At 69.3% G+C, this 25,118-nt stretch carries 20 protein-coding genes; 9 read left to right on the top strand and 11 right to left on the bottom strand.

What is annotated here, in order from left to right; all coding sequences use genetic code 11:
* Positions 1-180: 180 nt before the first annotated feature.
* The 5 genes from HEP74_RS05425 to HEP74_RS05405 all read right to left on the bottom strand — a co-directional run bounded on the left by HEP74_RS05425 (position 181) and on the right by HEP74_RS05405 (position 5,100).
* Positions 181-1,014 (bottom strand): DUF3014 domain-containing protein, encoded by an 834-nt coding sequence (locus HEP74_RS05425; protein ID WP_185815533.1) that lies wholly within the window; start codon positions 1,012-1,014, stop codon positions 181-183.
* Between the two features lie 155 nt (positions 1,015-1,169).
* Positions 1,170-2,354 (bottom strand): lysozyme inhibitor LprI family protein, encoded by a 1,185-nt coding sequence (locus HEP74_RS05420; protein ID WP_185815532.1) that lies wholly within the window; start codon positions 2,352-2,354, stop codon positions 1,170-1,172.
* A gap of 52 nt (positions 2,355-2,406) precedes the next feature.
* A complete protein-coding gene (locus HEP74_RS05415; RefSeq protein WP_185815531.1) occupies positions 2,407-4,005 on the bottom strand; it encodes a hypothetical protein in 1,599 nt (532 codons plus the stop codon).
* Positions 4,006-4,112: 107 nt separating this feature from the next.
* A complete protein-coding gene (locus tag HEP74_RS05410) occupies positions 4,113-4,574 on the bottom strand; it encodes a GNAT family N-acetyltransferase (RefSeq protein ID WP_255427893.1) in 462 nt (153 codons plus the stop codon).
* Positions 4,575-4,620: 46 nt separating this feature from the next.
* Entirely contained in the window at positions 4,621-5,100 is a 480-nt protein-coding gene (locus HEP74_RS05405) for a DUF3574 domain-containing protein (RefSeq protein WP_185815530.1), read from the bottom strand.
* 237 nt (positions 5,101-5,337) lie between these two features.
* Here HEP74_RS05405 and HEP74_RS05400 point away from each other — a divergent pair, with 237 nt between their 5' ends.
* Positions 5,338-7,776, top strand: coding sequence for a TonB-dependent receptor plug domain-containing protein (locus HEP74_RS05400; RefSeq protein WP_185815529.1), 2,439 nt, complete (start codon positions 5,338-5,340; stop codon positions 7,774-7,776).
* Positions 7,777-7,940: 164 nt separating this feature from the next.
* On the opposite strand, the gene HEP74_RS05395 is transcribed toward HEP74_RS05400, so the two are convergent.
* Both HEP74_RS05395 and HEP74_RS05390 read right to left on the bottom strand, forming a co-directional pair.
* Positions 7,941-8,723 carry a hypothetical protein gene (locus HEP74_RS05395; RefSeq protein WP_185815528.1) on the bottom strand — a complete coding sequence of 261 codons (783 nt, stop codon included), beginning with the start codon at positions 8,721-8,723 and terminating at the stop codon, positions 7,941-7,943.
* Positions 8,724-8,842: 119 nt separating this feature from the next.
* A complete protein-coding gene (locus HEP74_RS05390) occupies positions 8,843-9,403 on the bottom strand; it encodes a hypothetical protein (protein ID WP_185815527.1) in 561 nt (186 codons plus the stop codon).
* 700 nt (positions 9,404-10,103) lie between these two features.
* Here HEP74_RS05390 and otsB point away from each other — a divergent pair.
* From otsB to HEP74_RS05365, 5 genes are all read left to right on the top strand, one after another.
* A complete protein-coding gene (otsB, locus tag HEP74_RS05385; RefSeq protein ID WP_185815526.1) occupies positions 10,104-10,856 on the top strand; it encodes a trehalose-phosphatase in 753 nt (250 codons plus the stop codon).
* Positions 10,857-10,924: 68 nt separating this feature from the next.
* Positions 10,925-12,706: a glycoside hydrolase family 15 protein gene (locus tag HEP74_RS05380; RefSeq protein ID WP_185815525.1), complete on the top strand. Its 1,782-nt coding sequence runs from the start codon at positions 10,925-10,927 to the stop codon at positions 12,704-12,706.
* A complete protein-coding gene (gene otsA / locus HEP74_RS05375) occupies positions 12,703-14,070 on the top strand; it encodes an alpha,alpha-trehalose-phosphate synthase (UDP-forming) (protein WP_185815524.1) in 1,368 nt (455 codons plus the stop codon). The genes HEP74_RS05380 and otsA overlap by 4 nt, the downstream gene beginning before the upstream one ends.
* A 303-nt stretch (positions 14,071-14,373) precedes the next feature.
* On the top strand, positions 14,374-16,803 hold the full coding sequence (locus tag HEP74_RS05370) for a membrane-bound PQQ-dependent dehydrogenase, glucose/quinate/shikimate family (protein ID WP_185816513.1): 2,430 nt from the start codon (positions 14,374-14,376) through the stop codon (positions 16,801-16,803).
* Between the two features lie 316 nt (positions 16,804-17,119).
* Positions 17,120-18,976, top strand: a complete 1,857-nt coding sequence (locus HEP74_RS05365) for a methyl-accepting chemotaxis protein (protein WP_185815523.1) — start codon at positions 17,120-17,122, stop codon at positions 18,974-18,976.
* Positions 18,977-19,047: 71 nt separating this feature from the next.
* Here HEP74_RS05365 and HEP74_RS05360 read toward each other — a convergent pair whose 3' ends face one another.
* The 4 genes from HEP74_RS05360 to rluD all read right to left on the bottom strand — a co-directional run bounded on the left by HEP74_RS05360 (position 19,048) and on the right by rluD (position 22,024).
* Complete coding sequence (locus HEP74_RS05360; protein ID WP_185815522.1) at positions 19,048-19,491, bottom strand: thiol-disulfide oxidoreductase DCC family protein; 444 nt, start codon at positions 19,489-19,491, stop codon at positions 19,048-19,050.
* The gene (locus HEP74_RS05355) at positions 19,478-20,020 is read right to left on the bottom strand and encodes a DUF4166 domain-containing protein (RefSeq protein ID WP_255423682.1); all 543 of its coding nucleotides are present in this window, start codon (positions 20,018-20,020) and stop codon (positions 19,478-19,480) included. Before HEP74_RS05355 ends, HEP74_RS05360 begins: the two co-directional genes overlap by 14 nt.
* Positions 20,005-20,778: a peptidoglycan editing factor PgeF gene (pgeF, locus tag HEP74_RS05350; RefSeq protein WP_185815521.1), complete on the bottom strand. Its 774-nt coding sequence runs from the start codon at positions 20,776-20,778 to the stop codon at positions 20,005-20,007. Before pgeF ends, HEP74_RS05355 begins: the two co-directional genes overlap by 16 nt.
* A gap of 238 nt (positions 20,779-21,016) precedes the next feature.
* Positions 21,017-22,024, bottom strand: coding sequence for a 23S rRNA pseudouridine(1911/1915/1917) synthase RluD (gene rluD / locus HEP74_RS05345; RefSeq protein ID WP_185815520.1), 1,008 nt, complete (start codon positions 22,022-22,024; stop codon positions 21,017-21,019).
* A 115-nt stretch (positions 22,025-22,139) separates the two neighbouring features.
* On the opposite strand from rluD, the gene bamD reads away from it, so the two are divergent.
* The 3 genes from bamD (at position 22,140) to HEP74_RS05330 (ending at position 25,117) form a co-directional block, all read left to right on the top strand.
* A complete protein-coding gene (gene bamD, locus HEP74_RS05340) occupies positions 22,140-23,018 on the top strand; it encodes an outer membrane protein assembly factor BamD (protein WP_185815519.1) in 879 nt (292 codons plus the stop codon).
* A gap of 337 nt (positions 23,019-23,355) precedes the next feature.
* Positions 23,356-24,318: a glycoside hydrolase family protein gene (locus HEP74_RS05335; RefSeq protein ID WP_524540768.1), complete on the top strand. Its 963-nt coding sequence runs from the start codon at positions 23,356-23,358 to the stop codon at positions 24,316-24,318.
* A gap of 61 nt (positions 24,319-24,379) precedes the next feature.
* Positions 24,380-25,117: an ATP-binding cassette domain-containing protein gene (locus HEP74_RS05330; RefSeq protein ID WP_185815518.1), complete on the top strand. Its 738-nt coding sequence runs from the start codon at positions 24,380-24,382 to the stop codon at positions 25,115-25,117.
* Position 25,118 lies beyond the last annotated feature (1 nt).

Below are 25,118 nucleotides of genomic sequence, written 5' to 3'. Positions count from 1 at the left end.
AGGAGGGGCTTCAGCCCCGACCGTTTCCGGAATCGGCCGGCTTACAGGCTGCGTTCGTCGCGGCTGAAGCCGCTCCTACATGGGGCCTGGGGTGCCCGCTGGTGCGCGCATGTCAGCCGCATCGTCGCTGCGGTCCAGTGTTGCCACCGGCAAGGCGTGTGCCTATCGAGCCAACAGCCCTCAGGTCCGCACCAACGCCACACGGATCGCCTGCAGTTGCTTGCGCACCACCTCGGCCTGCGTCGGCCCCAGGCGCAGCAGCGCCTTCTGTCCGACCGACAGCGACTCCAGCGCCGGATCGACGAAGCGGTACTTGCCGGTGCGCGCATCGGCGACCACCGCCGGCGGCGTTGCCGGCACCGGCGCCTGCAGCAGATGGTCGATCACCTGCACCAGGCGGTCGTTGAAATAGCCCTTGGAATAGCCCAGCTCCACATACGCCTGCTGAAACAAGGGATAGAAGCGCCGGTACGCGGCCACCATCGCGCCGGCATCGGCCTGGGTGAAGGCCTGCACGTACGGGGCGTAGCGTTGCGCGTTGGCCTCGGCGATGGCGCTGGTGCCGGCGGCATCGGTGCTGATCTGCAGTTGCCCGGGCACCGGCTTCAGCGCCAGGGTGCGCGCAGCGACGCGGCGCTGCGGCAGGTTATCGATCATCGTCACCGCACGCTGGATCAAGTGGTCGCGGATCAACAGCGCCAGCGGCGCGTCGCTGCCGGCCAGCGTCGCCAGTTCGGCCCACGCCGCCGCATCGCTGTCGGCCAGCGCCGGGATCGCCGCATCGGCCGCGGCGGCGGGATCGATCGGATGCTGGATCGGCGGCGGCGATGCTGCCGGTGCCGCCACGGGCGCGGGCGGCGCCGCGCTCGCTGCAGGAGCCGGCGCCGTGGCGGCGGACGATGGCGCGGAAGGCGGCATCAGCCCGCGCAGATTGTCGCGGAACAGCCACGCCGCGGCGGCCAGCACCGCGAACGCCACCAGCACCCAAGGCCAGCGCGATTGTTGGGTTTGCATCGGCATCCAGGTCTCGTCGGGAACACAGGGCTGTGACCCGCCGCAGCCGCCGAGGTTCCGCAGCGAGTGCGGCTGCGTTAAGCCAGGCCCGGCGCAGCGACGTCAGCGGCGCCGTGTCGGCCGACCGCTGCGCACACCCCGTCGCTGCCTGCACGCTACTGATCCTGCGTATTTTCGTCGATGAATCCTAGCCGCAAGCCGGCCCAGTCGGCGACGATCGCTGCGGCGACGGCATCGGCTTGTTTGGGCGGCAGCCCCTTGTGTTGCCGCAGCCACGCCGCGGTCGCGGCGCGCGCGGCCGGCAATGCCGCCAGCGCGGCCTTGCGCGCAGCGGACGGCCACAGCTTGTCGTCGTGCATGGCGCCGATGGCCGGCGCCGGATCGGCCGCCAACGGCACCTTCGCGGCCTGCAGGAAATCCAGCGGCGACAGCGTCGCACGCAGCTCCTGCGCGCTCCACCCCGCATAGCTGGCGAAGCGGATCGTGCCGGCGTTCTGCGAGGCATTGCCGATCGCCGGCTCGAACGCCGCCTGCAACTGCTTCCAGGCAGGCAGATCGAACAGGCCGCCCTGTGGCGCGCACAGCGGCGCGCTGCCGTCGCGGGTGGAGCCGTACAACGGCCCCATCGCCGCGTAAGCCAGTTCGCCCTGGCGTACGAATACGAAGCAATGCACGTACGGCCGCGACAGCCCGTCGTAGCCGCTGAGTTCGATCCAGTTGCGCAGCAGAATCAACTCGGCCTTGCCCGCCGGTTCCTTGGGATCCTTGCGGATATCGTCCAGCAGCGATGCGGCAAAATCGTCCTGTGCGCGCAACGCGGCGGCGGCACTGGCATAGCGTTTGCGCGCTTCATCGGCACTCACACCGGCGCCGGGCTCGAAGCGCTGCAGATAGACCAGCCACGCCGAGGCCAGCCCGCCGTCGTAGTCGCGCAGCTGCGCGGCGGCGGCCCCCGGTGCGGCCGGGATACCGGCGACGATGCGGTCCAGGCGTGCCGCCTGTGCGGCGGTCTGTGTGTCGAACTGCTGCATCCGCACTTGCAGGGCGCGCTGCACACAGGCCGCCGGCCGCGCCTGCTGTAGGCACGCGTTGCGCTGCGTGAGCCAGGCGCGCTGCGCGCTGCGCAGCGATGCGACCTCGGCACGCGGCGCGCTCTGCAGCAGTGCGGCGTAGCCGTTGGCCAGTTGCTCGTCCTGGTGGCCCAGGGTCGCGTCGCTGCACAGCAGCCGCTCGATCGGACTGGCCGCCTTGGCGCAATCGAAGGAGGCGGCCGACGCGGCCGGCGCCAGCAGCAGGGTCGCCAGGGCAAGGCCAACCAGAGAATGGAATCGTGGGGTCATGGGCGACGTCCGTGTTGCGTTTGGGTGGACGAGCATGCCGGTCGCGGAACGCTCAGTCCACCAGCACCGCGCGCGGCTTCTGCAGCGACAGCAGGCCGAGCAGTGCGGCCAGCGCCACGTAGCCGCCGACGAACTGCCAGGCGATCAGCTTGGGCAGGCCGTTCAGCGTCCACGGCAGGTAGATGCCGCCGCGCTGATCCACCGAATGGATCAGCCCGAACAACGTCAGCGCGGCCGCCACCAGCAGGAACACCGCCGCGCGGCGCAGGCGCCCATCGACCATCGCCGCGACCGCCGCGGTCCACAGCATCGCGGTGATGATGAAGCCGTTGCCCAGGGTGAAGATCACCGCCAGTTCCGGCAATCCGTGGCCGTCGAGCGTGGTGGTCAGCGCGGCCAGCTTGTCCGCCGGGATCCAGCCCGGCGCCTTGATCGCCAGCAGATAGGCCACCGACGGCAGGAAGCCCAGCACCATCGCCCCGGCATGGCGCTTGGGCGTGGCCTGGAACGCCTGGGTGGTGATGTCGATGGCCACGTACACGATGATCGGCGCCAGCACCGCCAGCGGCAGCCACTGCACCAGCCCGGCGACCAGCCCGAGCATGCCGCCCAGGCCGATGAACAGTCCGGTCAGCAGCGTATAGCCGCTGCGCGCGCCCATGTGCTTGTACGCCGGCTGGCCGATGTAGGGCGTGGTCTGGGCGACGCCGCCGCAGACGCCGGCGACCAGGGTCGAGCAGGCCTCGACCAGCAGGATGTCGCGGGTACGGTAGTCGTCGCCGGCGGCACGCGCGCTTTCGCTGACGTTGATGCCGCCCACCACCATCAGCAGGCCGAACGGCAGCAACAGCGGCAGCAACGGCACGGTGTCGGCCAGGCCGGCGACGAACCCCAGGCTCGGCCACGGCAACACCAGTTGCGGCGCCACCCACTGCGGCGCCTGGTAGCCGGGAATGCCGAAACCGGCCGCGTTCGACCAGTAGTACAGCGCGGTGCCCAGCACCAGCGCCAGCGGCACGCCCGGCAGGCCATACGGCAGCCGGCCCTTGGCGATCAGCACGTACAGCAGCAGGCCCAGCACCACCAGCCCGACCAGCGGCGCGCGCAGCGTTTCCAGCAGCGGCAGGAAGCCCATCAGTACCAGCGCGATGCCGGCGATCGAGCCGAGCAGCGCCGCCCGCGGCAGCGCGCGGGTCACCGCGTCGCCAAAGAACGACAGCACGGTCTTCAGCAGGCCCATCACCACCAGCGCGGCCATGCCCAGGTGCCAGGTGGCGAGCGCCGCGGCCTGCGGGTCCAGGCCCTGCTGCTTGTAGCGCACGAACGCCGGGCCGAGCACCAGCAGCGCCATGCCGATGCTGGTCGGCGCGTCCAGGCCCAGCGGCATCGCGGTGACGTCGCTGCGCCCGCTGCGTGCGGCCAGCCGGCGCGCCATCCAGGTGTACAGCAGGTTGCCGATCAGCACGCCGAACGCGGTGCCGGGAATCATCCGCGTATAGATCACCTCGGCCGGGAACTGGAACAGGCCGACCAAGGCCAGGGTGATGAAGCCGAGGATCGACAGGTTGTCGACCACCAGGCCGAAGAAACCGTTGAGGTCGCCGGCGACGAACCAGCGCGGGCGCGACGAAACAGGAGCAGTGCTGGGCATGCGGGCGATGGCTTGGTGAGGGATCGATGGATGGTAATGGAAGCGGCGCTTGCGGATTGGCGCGCGAACAGGGATGCAGCATCCCGGCCTGCGCGCGTGCGACGCGGCTACAGCGTCAGATGCAGGAACTGGTTGAACGCGCTCGGCACGTAATCAGCGAACGCCGATCCATTGCGGAAGCCGCGTCGCCGGTACAGGCCCAGCGCCGCCTCGAACGCCGCGCCGCTGCCAGTCTCCAGGCTCAGCCGGTGCAGGCCGGCGGCGCGCGCGGCGGCCACGATGTGCTCCAGCAGCGCCGCAGCCGCGCCCTGGCGCAGGAAATCCGGATGGGTGCGCATCGACTTCAGTTCGCCGCCGCCGTCGTCGAGCACGCGCAACGCACCGACCGCGGCCAACGCCTCGCCGCGCCAGGCGCTCCACACGGTCACATCCGGACGCTGCAATCCGGACAGGTCCAGCGCATACACGCTGCCCGGCGGCGACTGCGCATGCATCTGCTGCAGGTGATACGCGAGCAACGCGCGCACCGCCTCACCAGACAGATCGTCCCGGCGGATCGAAAACGTCACCGCCCCGCTGTTCCGAATCCCCAATCCCCAATCCCGAATCCCAGCTTCAAAACGACACCTCCACCGGCGAGCGCGCCCACAGCACCGACTGGTGCCCGGTCGCCTGCTTCCACGCCAGCCGGATCGCTTCGATGTCGGCGCGGCGCTGCGGCGTGTCCTCGTGCAGGATCACCAGCACCTTGGTGCTGAGCCGGTTCGGCTCCTTGGCGCCGCGGAACAGCCACTGCCCGTAGGCGTCGAACACGGTCAGGCCATCGGGGAAACGCGGGGTGACCTGCTTGTCCAGGAACGCGCGCCATTGCGCCTCGCTGATCGGCTCGGCCTGCGGGCGATCGGCCGGGCCGCTCTCCTCGCCGACGCCGAAGTACAGCTCGCTGCGCACCCAGCCGCTGGCCTGCGCCGGTCGCGCGGCATCGCCCTGCATGGCGGCAGCGACCTTGGCCGGCGCGGTGGAAGCGGACGGCGCCACGCTGGCGCAGGCGGTCAGGGCCAGGAACACGGCAAGCAAGGGGGCACGCAGCAGCATCGGCAAGTCTCGGAAACGGAACGGAAGGACGCGATGGTAGGCGACCGCGGCAGCGCGCGCCCGATAACCGCCGGGCATCAGCTCATGCCGAACGCGGTGGCACGGACGGCTCGCCGCCACGTTAACGATAAGATAATATATCGCTTCATCCGGATGGATGTACCCGAATTTTATTCCGCCTGCGCGGCACGGACGACCGCTGCAGCGGTCTTTGCGTCACCGCAGGAGAGAGCCCCCATGTCGTATCCGTTCGCCCGCCCGCTGAGCCTGGCCATCGCACTGGCCCTGTCGGCCCCCGCCCTGGCCCAGCAAGCCGATCCCGGCACCGCGACCAATCTGGACACGGTGATCGTCACCGGTACCCGCGCCAGCGGCCGCACCGTGCTCGAGTCCACCGCGCCGGTGGACGTGCTCAGCGCCGAGGACATCCGCAAGGCCGGCGTGGTCAACGGCGAACTGGGCAGCGCGCTGCAGGCGCTGCTGCCGTCGTTCAACTTCCCGCGCCAGTCCAACTCCGGCGGCGCCGACCACATCCGCGCCGCACAGCTGCGCGGGCTCTCGCCCGACCAGGTGCTGGTGCTGGTCAACGGCAAGCGCCGCCACACCTCGGCGCTGGTCAACACCGACAGCAAGATCGGCAAGGGCACCACCCCGGTGGACTTCAACTCGATCCCGATCAGCGCGATCAAGCGCATCGAAGTGCTGCGCGACGGCGCCGGCGCGCAGTACGGCTCGGACGCGGTGGCCGGGGTGATCAACGTGATCCTCGACGACGATCCGGACAGCGGCGCGCTGGAGGCCAGCTTCGGCGCCAACCACACCGACGTGAAGCCGATCGACCGCACCGTCACCGACGGCCAGACCGGCTACGCCAGCGCCAAGGTCGGCACCCGCCTCGGCGACGACGGCGGCTTCTTCAAGGTCGGCCTGGAATTGAAGAACCGCGAGGGCACCAACCGCGCCGGCTACGACCAGATCCCGCCGTTCGAGGCGCAGACGCCGGCCAACCTGGCCCTGGCCGGCAAGCGCAACTACGTGCTCGGCGACGGCGCCAGCAAGGACCTCAACGCCTGGATCAACGGCAAGCTGCCGTTCGGCCAGAGCAGCGAGTTCTATTTCTTCGGCACCTACAACCAGCGCGACACGCAGGGCGCAAACTACTTCCGCTATCCCGACAGCGACGCCAACTGGACCGAGATCTACCCGAACGGCTACCGCCCGGTGTCGCTGGGCGAGAACCGCGACATCCAGAGCGTGGTCGGCGCGCGCGGGCAATGGGGCGAGTGGGCCTACGACGCGAGTTTCGACTACGGCCGCAACGACTTCACCTACCGGTTGAAGAATTCGCTCAACGCCTCGCTCGGCCCGGGCAGCCCGACCCGCTTCAAGACCGGCGACTACGCCTTCGAACAGAGCGTGGCCAACCTCGACTTGAGCCGCAGCTTCGACGCCGCCGGCGCCACCCACACCGTCGGCAGCGGCGTGGAATTCCGCCGCGAGCACTACCGCACCCGTCCCGGCGACCCGGCCAGCTACGCCGCCGGCGCCTACACCGATCGCCCCACCGGCGCCCAGGCCGGCGGCGGACTGACCCCGCAGGATGCCGCCGACCTGTCGCGCAACGTCGCCAGCGCCTACGCCAGCGTGTCCAGCCAGTTCGGCGACAAGTTCTCCACCGACCTGGCCGCGCGCTACGAGCACTACCAGGATTTCGGCGGCGAACTGACCGGCAAGCTGGCCGCGCGCTACGAGTTCGTGCCGGCGTTCGCGCTGCGCGGCGCGATCTCCAACAACTTCCACGCCCCGTCGCTGAGCCAGATCGGCTACGAAGCCACCTCCAGCGGCTACGACGCGGCCGGCCAGTTGCTGCAGGGCCGGCTGCTGTCGGTCAACAACCCGATCGCGCAGGCGCTGGGCGCGAAGGAACTGAAGCCGGAGAAGTCGGTCAACTACAGCCTGGGCTTCACCAGCCGTATCGGTCCGCACTTCGACCTGTCGCTGGACCTGTTCCAGATCGACATCGACGACCGCATCGCGCTATCCGAAGACATCGGCGGCGATGCCTTGACCGCATTCGTGGCGCAAAACTTCGGCGTCACCGGCCTGCAGAGCGCCAGCTTCTTCGTCAACGCCGCCGACACCCGCACCCGCGGTGCGGAACTGGTCAGCAACTGGCGGCAGGCGCTGGGCGACGGCCAACTGCAGCTGACCGGCACCTGGAGCTACGCCAAGACCGAACTGAAGAACCTGGTCGCCACGCCGCCGCAGCTGCTGGCGCTGAATCCGGACTACGTGCTGTTCGGCGTGGAGGAGAGCAACACCCTGACCGACGCCGCGCCGCGCACCCGCGCCCAGTTCGCGGTGAACTGGAACAACGACCGCTGGGCGCTACAGACCCGGGTCAGCCGCTACGGCAGCGCCACCCGCGTGTTCGACTTCGGCGGCGGCTTCGTGCCGCGGCAGACCTACGGCGCCGAGTGGCAACTCGACGCCGAGGTCGAGTACCACATCACCGCGCAGTGGAGCGTGGCGCTGGGCGGGCAGAACCTCACCGACAACTACTCCGACCGCTCCAACACCGACATCTACTACTTCGGCAACCTGCCCTACGACGTGCTGTCGCCGGTCGGCAGCAATGGCGCTTATTACTATGGGCGGGTGCGGTTTACCTTCTGACGAAGGTGGGATTGGGGATTGGGGATTCGCAAGAGCGCCTCACGTCGGCGGGTAATACGTCGACGTGAGCGCCGGGGATCCGGCAAAGCGGCATGTTGGCTTCCGCTCTCCATGCCGGTTGCCGCAGCCGCGGACCCTATCGCGCGCTGACAGCCGTGTCGCCGTCAGCGCGACACGGCTGCCTGCAACGCAGCCACGCCTGCCGGGTTCGGCCATCCCTCGAAAGACTCGAGCACCTGTCCGTCGCGAACCACGTAGAAGGTCGGCGTATCCAGACTGGCCAAGGCCTTCCAGTCCGCACGCAAGTACATTGGGTGCATCGGCAGGCGCGGATGCGCCGTGTTCCAGGCAAGGATGCCGTCGAGTGGCAGCGATGCATCTGGCGGCACGACCAACAGCACATTGTCGCGCAGCCAATGCAGTTCCGCTCGCTGGTCTATCTCCGACAAGGCACGGACCGAGAAGGCGCAAGCCGGATGGACCACGGCAACGATATGCGCACGGTGGGCGTCCGGATTCCATGCCTGCACCTGTGCATGCAGACGATCCTGTATCGAAAGCATGCGCCAGCCCTGGCGGGCATCGGCCCAAGAAACCTTCAACTGCGGCAACACCGGCAAGCCTGGCGCCGCGGCACGCTGACGCAGTGCGTTGGCTTCGGCATAGCGCGAGACGGTCGCCAGTGCGCCAGCATAGGCTTGCGCATGCCAGTTGGTCGAAACGCCGGCAGCCGCCAATTTGCGATACAGGCAGCCCAGTGCGTCGACGTCGGCGGCATCGAGGGAATACAGTTCCGCGAACGCCGTTGCCCTGAAGAGATCATCGTTGTTGAAATCGCCAGCCGCCGCCTGAGTGCACGGATGAACATCGGCGGTCAGCCGGCGATAGAGGCGCACCACCGCATCGCCGCGCGATTGTCCGGTCTCGCCACGCAGTTGTGCGTTCAAGTCGGCCAACTGCCCATACAGTGTATCGGCAGGCGCATCCCCAGGCGCAGCGGATACAGCGGACGCGAAAAGCACCGCCACCCAGAAGATGGCGGCACCAACGCATGCTGCAAATCGCATCAGCAGTTACCCGTGCAAATTGAACCGATATTGCGCGAGCAGGTGGCGCGGCCGCTGCACCAGTAGTCGTTATGGTCCTCAGGGAGCGGAATGCCCGGCGTGCCGCTACCGAAGGCGCGCATGATCTCCCGGTCGCTGTCGCTGTCGACCCGGATGTTCGGCATGAATTGCAGCGTCCCCTGCAAGCCGAACAGCGACAACAGCGCGTATGCCTGGCTGCCGGTCAGCTCCGACTCGATGTCGGCGTAGTAGAACGACGTGACGCCGCCTTCGTTGAACTTGAGCGAGTCGACGAAACGCGCACGCGCTGCGGGAGAAAGCGAATCGAGCGGCGAATCGCTGCTCTTGGGCCCAGCTAGGTACGCGGCAAGCTGTGCCGCTGAATGCACTGGAGCATTTTTTCGAAGGATTTTCTGTTGCTCGTTATAGTTGCTGCTGAGCTGCGCGGCCACATCCTCGGCGGCGCCATCGCCGACCTGGGCCGCCTGCGACGAGGCGGAATCGCCCAAAAAAATACCGAGGCCCAACACCATACAGGCGACAGTCAATTGCCATTTCATAAGAACTCCTTCTCTACGAGTTGGAATAAATTAGCCACTATCCAACTTGGCCATGCAGCGGCCAGACTGACAGCCAAACCGGCGGAAAAACGCTACTAGCGAGCACTTCTGCAAACAATTGGAATGGGCTCGGAAATTTCAATTTGTCTACGACGGGAGACGACCCAAGGCAGCCGATAGAAGCTGCGGGTTGGCGCGATGGCATGGACGCTTGCGGCCTGGTCATCGCGCCTGGCATGCCGCTCACACCAGGCGCGGCATGCCGGCTTGGAAGCAGAAGACATCGGCTGTCGCTGAAAGCGAGCGACAAGCCATTTAGAGAAGCGCACAGAATGCAAGTGTTAACAGTGCAGCGAAATCGGGGTGCGCAGACGCTTCATTTGGGAATCGTGCAGCGGTCTTCCTACTAAGTGCAATTTGCGCCCAAGCCGGGAAGCACGGCATTACAGTCCGCATGAAACTTATTTGGGAATGCCCAGGCCGGATGTCTCGGCAGTCGTCATAGCGATTGGCTTCGGTCGCAGCCTGGTCGGTGCTTGACTGGATGACGCCCAGGCAGTCCTGCTCCTCCAGTTCGGCGGGCGGGTGCGCTTCTTCGTCCTGCAAGGTCGGCACGAGTTGGGCACGCGTTCGCCCCTGCCACTCCCCCAATCCCGGCCACTCCACCTGGCCCTAACGCTGTCTCGTTCATCATGAACGGATGGCAGACGCGCTCCCCCTCCGACCGCCGCCGCCGCGCCTGGACGATGCCTGCGCATTGTTCCTGGACGTGGACGGCACCCTCATCGAATTCGCCGATCGTCCCGACGGCGTGCACCTGCTGCCCGAGGTGCGCGAGGCGATCGGCCGCATCAGCGACCGCCTGCATGGCGCGCTGGCACTGGTCAGCGGCCGCCCGCTGGCGCAGTTGGACGCGCTGTTCGCGCCCCTGCGCCTGCCGGCCGCCGGCCTGCACGGCCATGAACTGCGCAGCGACATCAATGCCCGCGCAGCGATGCCGGCCGATACCTCGCAATGGCTGCACGGCCTACACCAACGCGCCGCGCACCTGCGCCAGGCACATCCCGGCGTGCTGGTCGAAGACAAGGGCGCCAGCCTGGCGCTGCACTGGCGCGCCGCGCCGGAAGCCGGCGCGCAGGTCTTGGCCTTCGCCCAGTCACAGATCGAGGCGCTGCCCGGCTACCGCCTGCAGCCCGGCGACCACGTGGTCGAGTTCGTGCCCGAGGGCAGCGACAAGGGCCTGGCGCTGACCGCGCTGCTGCAGCAGCCGCCATTCCAGGGCCGCCGCCCGGTGTTCGTCGGCGACGACCTCACCGACGAATTCGGCTTCGCCGCGGCCAATGCCGCCGGCGGCTGGAGCGTGCTGGTCGGTACGCGCGACCACAGCGCGGCGACGTACGCCTTGCCCGATCCGCACGGCGTACACGCCTGGTTGCGCGACAACGCCGCATGAGTACCGCGCCCAGCGGCAACGCCCCGCTTCGCCCCCTCCCCGACCGCGCACAAGGATCCGCTTCCTCCATGAGCTCCCCCACTCTCGACCTCGGCGTGATCGGCAATGGCAGTTTCGGCGCGCTGGTCGACAAGCAGGCCCGCGTGGTGTGGAGTTGCCTGCCGGCGTTCGACGGTGACCCAGCGTTCTGCGCGCTGCTGTCCCCGCGCGACCACGACGGCGGCGATTTCAGCATCGAGCTGGAGGATTTCGCCGACAGCGAACAGCACTACCTGGCCAACACCGCGATCCTGCGCACCGTGCTGCGCGACGCGCACGGCGGCGCGGTGGAAGTGATCGACTTCGCGCCGCGCTGGCGCAACAACGGCCGCTTCTACCGCCCGGTCAGCATCATCCGCCAGGTGCGGCCGCTGTCCGGCAACCCGCGCATCCGCGTGCTGGCGCGGCCGCTGGCCGACTGGGGCGCGCGCAAGCCGGAAAGCACCTGGGGCAGCAACCACGTGCGCTGGCTGCTGCCGGATTTCACCCTGCGCCTGACCACCGACGTGCCGGTGCGCTTCATCCGCGACGAACTGCCGTTCGTGCTCAGTCACCCGGTCAACCTGATGCTCGGCGTGGACGAATCGCTGACCCGTTCGCTGACCGGCTACATCCAGGAAGCGCAGGAACGCACCGAGGAATACTGGCGCGAGTGGGTGCGCTACCTGTCGGTGCCGCTGGACTGGCAGGACGCGGTGATCCGCAGCGCGATCACCCTGAAGCTATGCCAGTACGAGGACAGTGGCGCGATCATCGCGGCGATGACCACCTCCATCCCCGAAGCGCCGGACACCCCGCGCAATTGGGACTACCGCTATTGCTGGCTGCGCGACGCCGCCTTCGTGGTGCGCGCGCTGAACCGGCTCGGCGCCACCCGCACCATGGAGCAGTTCCTCGGCTACATCTTCAACATCGCCACCACCGACGGTAGCCTGCAGCCGCTGTACGGCATCGGCTTCGAGGCGGCGCTGGAAGAACACGAAGTGCCGTCGCTGGCCGGCTACCGCGGCATGGGCCCGGTGCGGCGCGGCAACCTGGCCTGGATCCAGAAGCAGCACGACGTGTACGGCAGCGTGGTGCTGGCGTCCACGCAACTGTTCTTCGACCTGCGCCTGAAGGATCCCGGCGACAAGGACACCTTCCTGCGCCTGGAACCGCTGGGCGAACACGCGTTCGCGCTGCACGACGTCCCCGACGCCGGGCTGTGGGAATTCCGCGGCCGCGCCGAGGTGCACACCTACACCAGCGCGATGTGCTGGGCCGCCTGCGACCGCCTGGCCAAGATCGCCGCGCGGCTGGGCCTGGACGAACGCGTGGCGTACTGGCGCGAACGCGCCGACCGCATCCACGCGCGGGTGCTGGCCGAGTCGTGGAGCGCCGAGCGCGGCCACTTCACCGACACCTTCAACGGCCATCGCCTGGACGCCTCGCTGCTGTTGCTGGCCGACATCGGCTTCATCGCCCCGGACGATGCGCGCTTCGTCGCCACGGTCGAGGCGATCGGCCGCGACCTCAAGCACGGCGACGCGCTGTACCGCTACGTGGCGCCGGACGATTTCGGCGCGCCGGAAACCAGCTTCACAATCTGTACGTTCTGGTACATCGACGCGCTCGCCGCGATCGGGCGCAAGGACGAAGCGCGCGAGCTGTTCGAGCGCATCCTCGCGCGCCGCAATCACCTGGGCTTGCTGTCGGAGGATCTAGCCTTCGACAACGGCGAGGCCTGGGGCAATTTCCCGCAGACCTACTCGCATGTCGGGTTGATCATCGCCGCGATGCGATTGTCGCGCAGCTGGCAGGAGGCTTCATGAGCAGACTCGTAGTGGTATCCAACCGCGTGGCCCTGCCCGGCGAGAACCGCGCCGGCGGCCTGGCGGTGGGCTTGCTCGCCGCGTTGAAGGAACGCGGCGGGGTGTGGTTCGGCTGGAGCGGCAAGACCGTGCGCGGCGACAGCGGCGCGATGCACGAGCAGACCCAGGGCGACATCCGCTTCGTCACCATGGACCTCAATCGCGCCGATCTGGACGCGTACTACAACGGCTTCGCCAACCGCACGCTGTGGCCGCTGCTGCATTTCCGCCTGGACCTGGTCGACTACGACCGCGCCACCCGCGAGGGCTACCGCCGGGTCAACGCGATGTTCGCCGAGAAGCTGGCGCCGCTGCTGCGCGAAGACGACACGGTGTGGATCCACGACTATCACCTGATCCCGCTGGCCTCGCTGCTGCGCGAGCGCGGCATCGGCTGCCGCATCGGCTTCTTCCTGCACGTGCCGTTCCCCTCGGCCGACCTGATCCAGGCCCTGCCCGACCATGCGCGGCTGTTCTCCGGCTTCTACGCCTACGACCTGGTCGGCTTCCAGACCCAGCGCGACGTGGACCGCTTCCAGGCCTACGTGCGCCTGTTCGGCGGCGGCAAGGTGATCAAGGACGGCGTGCTGGAAGCGCCGGGCGGGCGCCGCTTCCGCGCCGAGAAATTCCCGATCGGCATCGACACCGAACTGATCGCGCAGCAGGCGCGCGCGGCGGTGGCCAAGCCGGCGGTGCGCGACCTGCGCAACAGCCTGCGCGATCGCCAACTGGCGATCGGCGTGGACCGGCTGGACTACTCCAAGGGCCTGCCCGAACGCTTCCTCGGCTTCGAGCGCTACCTGGAGCGGCATCCGGACCAGCGCGGCAGCCTGACCTATCTGCAGATCGCCCCGGTCTCGCGCGGCGACGTCACCGAATACAAGCAGTTGCGCAACCAGCTCGAACAGATCGCCGGGCACATCAACGGCGGCCACGCCGAGCCGGACTGGACGCCGCTGCGCTACGTCAACCGCAACTTCACCCACGCCACCCTGACCGGCTTCTACCGCGCCGCCCAGGTCGGCCTGGTGACGCCGCTGCGCGACGGCATGAACCTGGTGGCCAAGGAATACGTGGCCGCACAGGACCCGGAGAATCCCGGCGTGCTGGTGCTGTCGCTGCTGGCCGGCGCCGCCGACGAACTGAAGGAAGCGCTGCTGGTCAATCCGCACGACCTGGACGGCGTCGCCGATGCGATCGCCACCGCTGCCTCGCTGCCCAAGGCCAAGCGCATCGAACGCTGGCAGACGATGATGGAGCACCTGCGCAAGAACGACATCGGCGTGTGGCGGCAGCGCTATCTGCAGGCGCTGGAGCGACGCTGATCCGCGCCTGCCACGGCGGTTGTCGCCGCTCGCGGCAGGCACGCCACCGCATGCAGAACGCAGGTTTCTGCGCGGTCACGGAACGCCCACGCGGATCCCTTTAAAATTGCTTCCCATACGCCGCGCATCGGAACCCTGGGAGGGGCGCGTGGCGTGCTCGTTGAGCGCCAGGTCGCCGCCGATGCAGCCGAACCAGCGCTCGATCCCCTCCACGATCTCCCTGCGCCAGCATGGCGCCGCCGGATCTTCTGCAGACCCTATTCCATGAACGCTCATTCTCCGAAACACGGACCCGGCAGCTGGCTGTTCGTCGCCTATGCCGTGGTCATCGCCCTGATCGGCGCCGCCCTGGCCGCGATGGGCGGCCAACTCGTCGCCGCCGGCGGCTCCTGGTACTACCTGCTGGCCGGTCTGGCGCTGGCCGTGTCCGGCGTGCTGCTGGCGCTCGGCCGCCGCGCCGGGCTGTGGCTGTTCGGCCTGACCCTGGCCGCGACCATCGCCTGGGCGCTGGCCGAAGTCGGCCTGGACGGCTGGGCGCTGATCCCGCGTCTGGCGATGATCTCGGTGCTGGGCCTGCTGCTGTTGCCGTTCTGGAAGGTCGCGCGCCGGCGCCTGGCGCCGCTGTCCGGGCTGGGGTATGCACTGGTCACCGGCGTGCTGCCGGTCCTCGGCGCGCTGCTGGTGTTCGTGCCGCTGTTCTTCCCGCGCACCGTCGAACTGGCCGACCCCGCGCTGGCCGCGCAACGCCCGCAGGCCGCCTTCAGCCGCACCACGGTGAGCAGCCCCGACGGCAACGTCGCCGCCAACCACGACGCCGGCAACTGGACCGCCTACGCCGGCTCCAACCTGTCCAACCACTACAGCCCCGGCGCGCAGATCACCCCGGACAACGTCAAGGACCTGAAGATCGCCTGGGAATTCCATACCGGCGACCTCAAGCCCGCCGGCTCCAAGCTCGGCTACGCGTTCCAGAACACCCCGCTGAAGGTCGGCGACCTGGTCTACATCTGCACCCCGACGCAGAAGGTGATCGCGGTGGAGGCCAGCACCGGCAAGGAGCGCTGGCGCTTCGATCCCAAGACCAACCCCAAGGCGATGGCCGGCGTCGCCGCCACCACCTGCCGCGGCGTGTCCTATTTCGAGGCCACCACCCCGGTCGCCGAATGCGCCAAGCGCATCTTCTGGCCGATGGTCGATGGCCGCCTGGGCGCGCTCGACGCCGCCACCGGCAAGCTGTGCGAGAGCTTCGGCGACCACGGCTATGTGGATCTGAACAAGGACACCGGCAACACCAAGCCCGGCTTCGTCGGCCCGACCTCGCCGCCGGTGGTGATGCGCGGCGTGGTGATCCAGCCGACCGGCCAGGTCCGCGACGGCCAGGAACGCGATGCGCCGTCCGGCGTGGTGCGCGCCTTCGACGCGATCAGCGGCCAGCTGCGCTGGGCCTGGGACCTGGGCAATCCGTCCATCGACGCCGCGGCGCCGGCCGGTCAGACCTATACCCGTTCGACCCCGAACGTGTGGTCGCTGATGGCCGCCGACGACGAACTGGGCCTGGTCTACCTGCCCACCGGCAACGCCTCCGGCGACTTCTTCGGCAAGGGCCGCACCCCGCAGGAAGAGGAATACACCGCCTCGCTGGTCGCCGTGGATGCGGCCACCGGCAAGGAGCGCTGGCACTTCCGCACGGTCAACCACGACCTGTGGGACTACGACATCGGCCCGCAGCCGAACCTGGTCGATTTCCCGGTTCCCGGCGGCGGCACGCGCCCGGCGGTGATCCAGGCGACCAAGTCCGGCCAGGTGTTCGTGCTCGATCGCGAGACCGGCAAGCCGATCATGCCGGTGCAGCAACTGCCGGTGCCGCAGGGCACCGACCACGGCGACTGGACCGCCAAGACCCAGCCGGTGTCGCCGGGCATGCCCAACACCGTCGGCGCGCCGAGCAAGGGCTACGAGACCATCGTCGAATCCGACGCCTGGGGCATCACCCCGTTTGACCAGTTGGCCTGCCGCATCCAGTTCAAGCAGCTGCGCTACGAAGGCATGTTCACCCCGCCCAGCCTGCAGGGATCGCTGTCGTTCACCGGCAACCACGGCGGCATCAACTGGGGCGGCGTATCGGTGGACCTGCAGCGCGGCATCATGGTGATGAACAGCAACCGCCTGCCTTACACCGAACACGTCTACCCGCGGCAGGAGATGAACGCACTGGGCGTGGTCTCGGTGTTCAACGGCAAGAGCAAGACCCCCGGCTACATGGCGCAGGAAGGCCTGGCCTACGGCGCGCGCAAGGAACCGTGGATGTCGCCGCTGAACACGCCATGCATCGCCCCGCCATGGGGCTACGTCTCCGGCGTGGACCTGCGCACCCAGCAGGTGATCTGGCGGCGTCCGCTGGGCACCGGCTACGACCAGGGCCCGATGGGCATCCCGTCGAAGATGAAGTTCGAGCTGGGCACGCCGAACAACAGCGGCTCGCTAGCCACCGGCGGCGGCGTCACCTTCATCGGCGCGGCGCTGGACAACTTCCTGCGCGGCTACGACACCCAGACCGGCAAGCTGCTGTGGGAAGTGCGGGTGCCGGCCGGCCCGCAGGCCGCGCCGCTGAGCTATACGGTGAACGGCAAGCAGTACATCGTCGCCGCGATCGGCGGCCACGACCGCATGGAAACCAAGCCCGGCGACAGCGTGATCGCCTGGACCCTGCCGGACGCCGCGCCGGCGAAGTAACGTCGGCCCGCTTCCGCTGGACCCGACCGGCCGTCGCAAGACGGCCGGTTTTTTTGTGCCCGGAGCGCTGCCAGCCAGCGGCGGCGCGTTCGCGCATGTCCGCGTTGCGGGCGCAGCCGTCGCCGGGCGGTCTATTGCACTGCAGCAAAAAATACAGTGTTTTCAGCGACCTATCTCGCCTATTCAGGCGCGATATTTCCGACGAGCGGTCTTTACCGCGGTCAAGCCCGAGACCCTGCCGGCCGATACTGGAAGGCACATTCATCTATTTTTCGACGCGCACGAATTGCGCCGATCTCTCCAGCCGGTAGCCGCCATGACCTTGCCAGACGCCGCATCCCCTCGCCCAATCGGCGGCTCGCGCCTGCCCCCGCGCGCCTTGCTGTTCGCCCTGGCCTATGCGCTGGGCCTGTTGGCAATGGCGTTGTACGCGTTGCACCTCGGCCGCCAGCTCGGGCCGAACGGGCCGGCGCTGGCGCGTCTGGCGCCGGCGCTGGCCGCCGCGGCGCTGCTGGTGGCGGCGCTGTCCTGGGCCGGCACGCGGCGCGCGGCGCCGTCGCAGCGCGCGCTGCAGGCGGTGCAGGCGCTGGGCGAAGGCCGCTTCGAGCAACGCCTCGAACCCGCCGGCGACGCGGCCGACGCCGCGCTGCTGCGCGCGATACAGACGGCGCAGGCGCGGCTGGCCGCACGCCAGGCCGAGACCGAGGCTGAACTACGCCGCGGCCGCTTCGTGCTCCAGGCGCTGGACGACCTGGACACCATGGTCCGCATCGCCGACGACGACGGCCGCGTGCACTTCGCCAACCGCAAGCTGCTGCAGATGCTGCGCGCGATCGAGCCCGACGTGCAGAGCTTCCGCCCCGAATTCAGCGCCGAGCAGTTCGTCGGCGGCAGCATCGGCGACATCTATCCGGACAGCCAAGCCGCGATCGACCGCATGCGCGCGCTGACCGGTTCCAAGCGCGTGCGCGCGCCGTTCTTCGGCCGCCAGATCGACTTCGTCTACAGCCCGATCACCGGCGCCGACGGCGTACGCCTGGGCACCATCGCGCAGTGGGAAGAGGTGACCGCGCAGGTCAATGCCGAGCAGGCGCTGACCGCGGTGATCGACGCCGCCGCGCATGGCGACTTCAGCCGCCGCCTGGATACCGCGTCGATGGATGGCGTGCTCAAGTCGCTGGCCGAAGGCGTCAACCGCATCTCCGATTCGGTGGAGAGCAACCTGGCGGCATTGGCCAGCGCGCTGGCGGCGCTGGCCGAAGGCGATCTCACCCATCGCGTCGACGGCGACGCGCAGGGCGTGTTCGCGCAGTTGCGCGAGGACACCAACCGCACCGTGGCCAAGCTGACCGAGATCATCGTCGGCATCCAGGGCGCGGTCGAGGCGATCCGCCGCGCGGCGATGGAAATCGCCGCCGGCAACACCGACCTGTCCGACCGCACCGAGCAGCAGGCGGCCAGCCTGGAGGAAGCCGCCAGCTCGATGGAGGAACTGACCTCGGCGGTGAAGCAGAACGCCGACAACGCGCAGCAGGCCAACGGCCTGGTGCACGGCACCGGCGAGATCGCCCAGTCCGGCGGCAAGGTGATGGACGAGGTGGTCGCCACCATGAGCGCGATCAGCACCTCGTCGCGGCGCATCGGCGAGATCATCAGCGTCATCGACGGGATCGCGTTCCAGACCAACATCCTCGCGCTCAACGCCGCAGTCGAGGCCGCTCGCGCCGGCGAGCAGGGCCGCGGTTTCGCCGTGGTCGCCTCGGAAGTGCGCTCGCTGGCGCAGCGCTCGGCGGATGCGGCCAAGGAGATCAAGCACCTGATCGAGGACTCCACGAACAAGGTGACGCTGGGCTCGGGGCTGGTGAACCGCGCCGGCGCCACCATGCACGAGATCGTCGGCTCGGTGCAGCGCGTGACCGGGCTGATCGGCGAGATCAGCGCCGCCAGCGCCGAACAATCCAGCGGCATCGAGCAGGTCAACCGCACGGTGATGCAACTGGACGAAGTGACCCAGCGCAATGCCGCGTTGGTGGAAGAAGCCACCGCCGCGGCGCGCAGCATGGAAGAACAGGCCGGCGGCCTGGCCACCGCGGTGGCGGTGTTCCGGATCGAAACCAATCGCGCGCAGCCGGGCGGTGGCAAGGTCACCCCGCTGCTGCGCGGCGCCCGCTGAGCTGGGGCGTATGCGGCAAGCGGGTCCAGACGCGACGTCGCGCAGCTAGACCCGCAGCGGCCGCACGCCGCTCACTCCAGAAACCGCGACCGCTGCTCCGGATCGGGCAGGAAGCACTGCGTCGAAGTACCGAACCAGCGGTAGCGGTTGCGCGCCAGCACCCGATAGCCGGCATCGCGCCAGCGTCGCGGCAACAGAAGCAACACCGCCGCGACGCGCCATGCGCCGCCGAGGCCGGCGATCACGCCGATCGCCGCGTCCGAATCGGTCAACGCACGCTGCGGCGTCAGCAACAGGAACGACAGCGGGTCGTCCGGATCCAGCCCGTTGCCGACCAGCAATGCGCGGCCGCTGGCCGATTGGATCGACGCGAACCGGTAGCGGCCGCGGCGGTCGAAGCGCAGCAGGAAGCGTACCCAGCGGCTGCACAGCAGGCATACCCCGTCGAACACCACGATCGCGCTGTCAGCGCCCGCCGCGGGCACCGCGTCGCGCGCGGGATCAGGCCGGCTCAAGCCAGCCCTCGTAACGGATGAACGGGCCGATCCACGGCAGTGCCACCTCGACCAGAAACGCATAGCGGCCGTCGCGCTCGCTTTCGCGGCAATGCACGCCGGCCAGCCAGCGCCGCGGCAGCGGCAACACGCCGAACGCCCAGGCGCGCGCGGCGCTCCAGACGATCGCGGCCCCGTCCACGCGCAGCGCGAATTCGAATTCGACCGCGCCCAGGCGCTCGCGCAGCCGACCGTCCTGCAGCCATAGCCGCGACGGCATCGCGTGCGTGCCGAAACGGCGCTGCCAGCGCTCGCCCTGCGCGTCGGCGCTGAAGGTCACCTCGATCGGCAGCGTGGCGCTGGCCGGCGGCAGGCGCGCCAACCACGCGCACAGCGGCAGCAACGGATGCCGGCCGCGGCGCACTTCGGCCTGGCCGCGGTAGCGCTGCCGCTGCGGCACCGAATGCAACGTGCGCAGCGCCGGCGGCAGCCGCGCGAACGCCGGCCCCAGCAGCTGCGCGAACAGCGGCGTACTCAGTGCGCGATCCACGCCAGCGTCGCCATGCGCCCGCTGCGGCGGTCGCGCCGATAAGAAAAGAAGCGCTGCGGGTCGGAAATCGTGCACAGGCCGCCGCCGTGCACCTGCGCCGGGTCGATCCCCGCGGCGGCCAGGCGTTGCCGCGCCAGCGCATACAGGTCCACCCGCCAGTGTCCGGGGCGGGTGGCGACGAAGGCGCTGGCCGCGGCCGGATCGTGGCCGAGGAAGGCATCGCGCACGTTCTCGCCGATCTCGTACGCCTGCGGCCCGGCGGCCGGGCCCAGCCAGGCCTGCAACTGCGCCGGTGACGTGCGCAGGGCGGCGACGGTGGCTTCCAGCACGCCGCCAGCCAAGCCCTGCCAGCCGGCATGCGCGGCGCCGACTTCGCTGCCGTCGCGGGCAGCGAAGGTCACCGGCAGGCAATCGGCGGTCAGGATCGCCAGCACCACCCCGGGCACCGCGGTGACCGCGGCATCGGCGGTCGGCTCAGCATCAATGCCGGCCGCGGCGGGCGGCCGCTCGAAGCGCAGCACCTGCACCCCGTGCACCTGCCGCAGCCAGTGCGGCGGCGACGGCAGCGCCAGGCGCGCGGCGAGTTCGTCGCGGTTGCGCTGCACCGTGGCCGGATCGTCGCCGTCGGCTGCGCTGCGGTTGCCCAGGTTGAAACGGTCGAACGGCGGCGACGACGTCCCGGCCCCGGTGCGCAGCGTGGTCAGCGCACGCACCCGCGGCGATGCCGGCCAGTCGGCGGCGAGGGCGAAGTCGGTCATGCGCGTTCGGCCCGCGTCGGGGCAGCGCCGGCAATCGCCGCGATCAGGCGCAGCGGCGCGCTCCCGGCGGCGACCGCCCGCGCTACGACTGCTGCGCGGGCGTAGCGGAAACCACTACGCCAGCCACGCGCGGCCGCCTTTTGCACCGGCACGCCAAGTCGTGTCGCCCGTTTCCAAGCAGGTCCGCTCGGGAATGGCTGCAAGGCGTCCGGCCTGCCCTCGCCTACCGGCGCCATGCTCAGCGCCGCGCCTGCTCGGCGGCCAGCCGCGAATCGACGCGCAGCGCGGCCAGCAGGCGCAGCAGGTCGGCCGGCACCGCGGCGGTGGCGCGCACCGGCTCGCCGTGGGTGGGGTGCTTGAACTCCAGCGTCTCGGCATGCAGCGCCTGGCGCTTGAAACCGCGCAATTCGGCGATCAGCTCCTCGGTCGCGCCCTTGGGCAGTTTCAGCGGGCCGCCGTACAGCGGATCGCCGATGATCGGGTGCTTCAGATGCGCCATGTGCACGCGGATCTGGTGGGTACGCCCGGTCTCCAGGCGGCATTCCAGCGCGGTATGCGCGCGGAAGCGCTCGCGCAGCCGGTAATGGGTGACCGCGTCGCGGCCGTCCTCGCGCACCGCCATGCGCAGGCGGTCGCGCGGGTGGCGGTCGATCGGCGCATTGGCGGTGCCGCCGGAGACCAGCGGCCCGGCCACCACCGCCAGGTACTGGCGGTGCACGTCGCGCGCCGACAGCTGCGCCACCAGCGAGGTGTGCGCCGGCAGGGTCCGCGCCACCACCATGGCGCCGCTAGTGTCCTTGTCCAGGCGGTGCACGATGCCGGCGCGCGGCAGCGACGCCAGCGACGGATCGAAGTACAGCAGGGCGTTGACCAGGGTGCCGCTGGGGTTGCCGGCGCCCGGATGTACGACCAGCCCGGCCGGCTTGTTCAGCACGATGACCTGGTCGTCCTCGTACAGCACCTCCAGCGGGATGTCCTCCGGCAGCGCATGGGTCTGGGTCTCCAGCACCGCATGCAGGCTGGCGATCTCACCGCCGCGCAGGGCGTCGCGCGGCCGCGCCTGGGCGCCGTCCAGCAGCGCGTCGCCGGACTTGATCCATTCGGCCAGGCGCGAACGCGAGAATTCGGGAAACAGCTCGGCCAGGACCGCGTCGAAGCGGCGGCCGGCGGCGTGATCGGGCACGCGCGCCTGGCGCGGGCCGTCGGAGACGGCGTCCTCAGGGGTGTCCGGGAGGGTATTGGGCATGAAAAGGGCACGGCTACGTCGGAAAGGGAGGGTCGCGGCGGCCATAGTCAGTCGCCGGACAGGCCACTAGGCTATCATCGCCCCTTCGTATTCCTGACGTGTCCTGCCCGAACCCATGATCCGACGCTCCGTCCCGCTCTCCGCGCACGTCCGTTTCATCGCCCTGATGCTGGTCATGGTCGTCGTGGCAACGGGTTGCCACCGCCAGAAGAACAAGAATCCCGAAGAAGGGATGCCGGTGGAACAGCTGTACCAGAAGGCGCACACGCAGATGCAGACCGGCAACTGGGCCGGCGCCGAAGGCAGCTTCAAGCGCCTGATCGCGCAATACCCCTACGGCCAGTACACCGAACAGGCGATGATCGAGTCCGCCTACGCCCAGTACAAGGCCGGCAAGCACGACGACGCGGTGTCCAGCATCGACCGCTTCATCCGCACCTACCCGACCCACCGCAACATCTCCTACATGTACTACCTGCGCGGGTTGTCCAACTCCAACCGCGACACGGTGTTCCTGCGCCGGGTGTGGTCGCTGGACCCGAGCCGCCGCGACCTGTCCACGCCGCAGCAGGCCTACGCCGACTTCAACATCGTCGCCGAGCGCTATCCGAACAGCCGCTACGCCGCCGACGCGCGCCAGCGCATGATCGCGCTGCGCAACGTGTTCGCCCAGCACGAGCTGGACAACGCGCTGTACTACCTGCGCCGCAACGCCTGGGTGTCGGCCGCCGGCCGCGCCACCTACCTGCTGGAAACCTACCCGCAGAGCGCCTACCAGTACGACGCGGTGGCGGTGCTGGCCGACGCCTACACCCACCTGGGCAACAAGCCGCTGGCCGACGACGCGCGCCGGGTGCTGGAACTCAACGATCCCAAGCATCCGTGGCTGACCGGCCATTGGCCGAAGTACCCGTGGATGATCCGCAAGCTGAACCCGTTCGCCGGCGAGAAGTCCGCCTCCACCGGGCAGTCCAACTCGCAGATGGCCAACTGAGCCAGCCTGCCGGGTGCAAGAAAACAGGGGCCGTGAGGCCCCTTTTTCGTTTGGCCGCCAAGGCATGCCGGCGCGCGGTCGCCGGCCCGGCTGCGCCGCCTGCGTCCAGGCAGGACCGCGGCTGTCCGGGCAGCCGCCAGCGACAGCGGCCTGGACATGCGCCCCCGGCCACTGGCGCAGGCCGACACCAGTGGCGCGATCTGTGGTGCAGCGCCCAGCCGCTGCGCGCCGAGCGCAACCGCCGCTTGCTAGGCTCGACCGACCCACCCGCCGCCGCTGTGTCCCCACGGCACCGCCCGTCGCCACAGCGCTCGCCGGCCCTGCCAGGAGACGCGCCATGCCCCGCTTGTCCGCCCCACTGCTACTCCTGTTAGTCGCACTCGCCGCCGGCGCCCTGCCCGCCGGCGCCGCCGAGCGCAGCGCCGCCGCGCCGGCCATCGTGTTCGGGATCAACGGCCACGACGACCGCCCCGCCTATCCGCTGAGCCAAGCCGAGGCGGTGTTCCAGTTGCTCGACCGGCGCAATCTGCGCAGCTACCGCTTCGACGTGGACCCGCGCAACTTCGCCGTGCTCGACCGGCTGGTGGCGCTGTCGCGCCAGTACCGCATCGCCTTGCGGCCGATGGTGTACCCGATGTCGCGCGAGATCGGCTACCAGCTGGCGCGGCGCTATGCCGCCGACATCAAGCTGTGGGAGATCGGCAACGAGCAGGACTACAGCCGCGACGGCGCGCAGGCGCGCATCGATGCGATGACCGCGATGTACCGCGGCATGAAACAGGCCTCCGACGAACTCGGCGCCGGCCTGGAATTCACCATCAACATCACCGCCTGCAACAGCGACGACCATTCGGCGACCGCGCGCTGCCCCGGCGACCGCCGCGGCTCGCTGTGGTTCCTGGACATGGCCAAGGCCTCGGGTTTCGATTTCGACCACATCAGCTTCCACTACTACCCGTTCCACCACGATCGCGGTTACTGGATGGACCTGTACCTGGGGCAGATGCGCGGCGCGGCGCAGAAGTACGGCGGCAAGGTGTTCTTCAACGAGGTCAACTGCGCCGAGGTCTACGCCGGCAACAGCGACGGCGGCCATGCCGGCGACGGCGCCTGCTACGACAGCGTGGCGCAGATCGTGCGCACGCTGCAGAGCGACTACGCCGACGTGGTCGCCGAGATCAATCTCTACGAACTGCTCGACCAGACCAATCTGCAGGGCGTGGAAAGCCACTTCGGGCTGATGTACGACCTGGCGCGGCCGAAGCCGACGTTGCAGCTGCTGACCGATTTCGCCGATTGAGCGCGCCAGCCGCGCGCTGCCTTCGCGCGCCATGCGCCGCGGCCCGGCTATGCTTGGGCGCATGTTCGAACTGCATCGGGTCACCCGCCGCTACGGCGACGCACTTGCGCTGGACCGGGTCGATCTGCGCATCGCCCCGGGCCGCACCACCGCGCTGATCGGGCCCAGCGGCGCCGGCAAGTCCAGCGTGTTGCGCATGCTGCTCGGGCTGGAATGGCCGGACACCGGCGAGGTGCGCTTCCAAGGCGAACCGCTGCGCCGGGACACCTTGTTGGCGCAGCGCCGCCGCATCGGCTACGTGATCCAGGAAGGCGGGCTGTTCCCGCACCTGAGCGCGCGCGACAACGCCGCCCTGCTTGCGCAGACCCTGGGCTGGGCGCGGCCGCGGATCGACGCGCGGCTGCACGAGCTGGCCTCGCTGTGCCGCCTGCCCGAGGCCTTGCTGGCGCGCTATCCGGCCGAACTGTCAGGCGGCCAGCGCCAGCGCGTGGGCCTGATCCGCGCGCTGCTGCTGGACCCGCCGGTGCTGCTGCTGGACGAACCGCTGGGCGCGCTCGACCCGATCGTGCGCCACGAACTGCAGACGCAGATGCGCGAACTGTTCGCGCTGCTCGGCAAGACCGTGGTGCTGGTGACCCACGACGTCGCCGAGGCCGCCTACCTGGGCGACACCCTGGTGCTGATGCGCAACGGCCACGTCGTGCAGGAAGGCAGCGTGCGCGATCTGCTGGATGCGCCCGCGGAGCCGTTCGTCGGCCAGTTCCTGCACGCGCAGCGCACGCTGGAGGATGCGCGGTGAT

Origin of the sequence: Xanthomonas sp. SS (genome assembly GCF_014236835.1) — a bacterium.
Lineage (GTDB): Bacteria > Pseudomonadota > Gammaproteobacteria > Xanthomonadales > Xanthomonadaceae > Xanthomonas_A.
This window is presented reverse-complemented; position numbering and strand designations above follow the sequence as displayed.

Bases quoted from the DNA above. Each gene is read 5' to 3' on its own strand.
- HEP74_RS05425 (WP_185815533.1), bottom strand. From the start codon at position 1,014: ATGCAAACCCAACAATCGCGCTGGCCTTGGGTGCTGGTGGCGTTCGCG.
- HEP74_RS05420 (WP_185815532.1), bottom strand. From the start codon at position 2,354: ATGACCCCACGATTCCATTCTCTGGTTGGCCTTGCCCTGGCGACCCTG.
- HEP74_RS05415 (WP_185815531.1), bottom strand. From the start codon at position 4,005: ATGCCCAGCACTGCTCCTGTTTCGTCGCGCCCGCGCTGGTTCGTCGCC.
- HEP74_RS05405 (WP_185815530.1), bottom strand. From the start codon at position 5,100: ATGCTGCTGCGTGCCCCCTTGCTTGCCGTGTTCCTGGCCCTGACCGCC.
- HEP74_RS05400 (WP_185815529.1), top strand. From the start codon at position 5,338: ATGTCGTATCCGTTCGCCCGCCCGCTGAGCCTGGCCATCGCACTGGCC.
- HEP74_RS05390 (WP_185815527.1), bottom strand. From the start codon at position 9,403: ATGAAATGGCAATTGACTGTCGCCTGTATGGTGTTGGGCCTCGGTATT.
- otsB (WP_185815526.1), top strand. From the start codon at position 10,104: ATGGCAGACGCGCTCCCCCTCCGACCGCCGCCGCCGCGCCTGGACGAT.
- HEP74_RS05380 (WP_185815525.1), top strand. From the start codon at position 10,925: ATGAGCTCCCCCACTCTCGACCTCGGCGTGATCGGCAATGGCAGTTTC.
- otsA (WP_185815524.1), top strand. From the start codon at position 12,703: ATGAGCAGACTCGTAGTGGTATCCAACCGCGTGGCCCTGCCCGGCGAG.
- HEP74_RS05365 (WP_185815523.1), top strand. From the start codon at position 17,120: ATGACCTTGCCAGACGCCGCATCCCCTCGCCCAATCGGCGGCTCGCGC.
- pgeF (WP_185815521.1), bottom strand. From the start codon at position 20,778: ATGACCGACTTCGCCCTCGCCGCCGACTGGCCGGCATCGCCGCGGGTG.
- rluD (WP_185815520.1), bottom strand. From the start codon at position 22,024: ATGCCCAATACCCTCCCGGACACCCCTGAGGACGCCGTCTCCGACGGC.
- bamD (WP_185815519.1), top strand. From the start codon at position 22,140: ATGATCCGACGCTCCGTCCCGCTCTCCGCGCACGTCCGTTTCATCGCC.
- HEP74_RS05335 (WP_524540768.1), top strand. From the start codon at position 23,356: ATGCCCCGCTTGTCCGCCCCACTGCTACTCCTGTTAGTCGCACTCGCC.
- HEP74_RS05330 (WP_185815518.1), top strand. From the start codon at position 24,380: ATGTTCGAACTGCATCGGGTCACCCGCCGCTACGGCGACGCACTTGCG.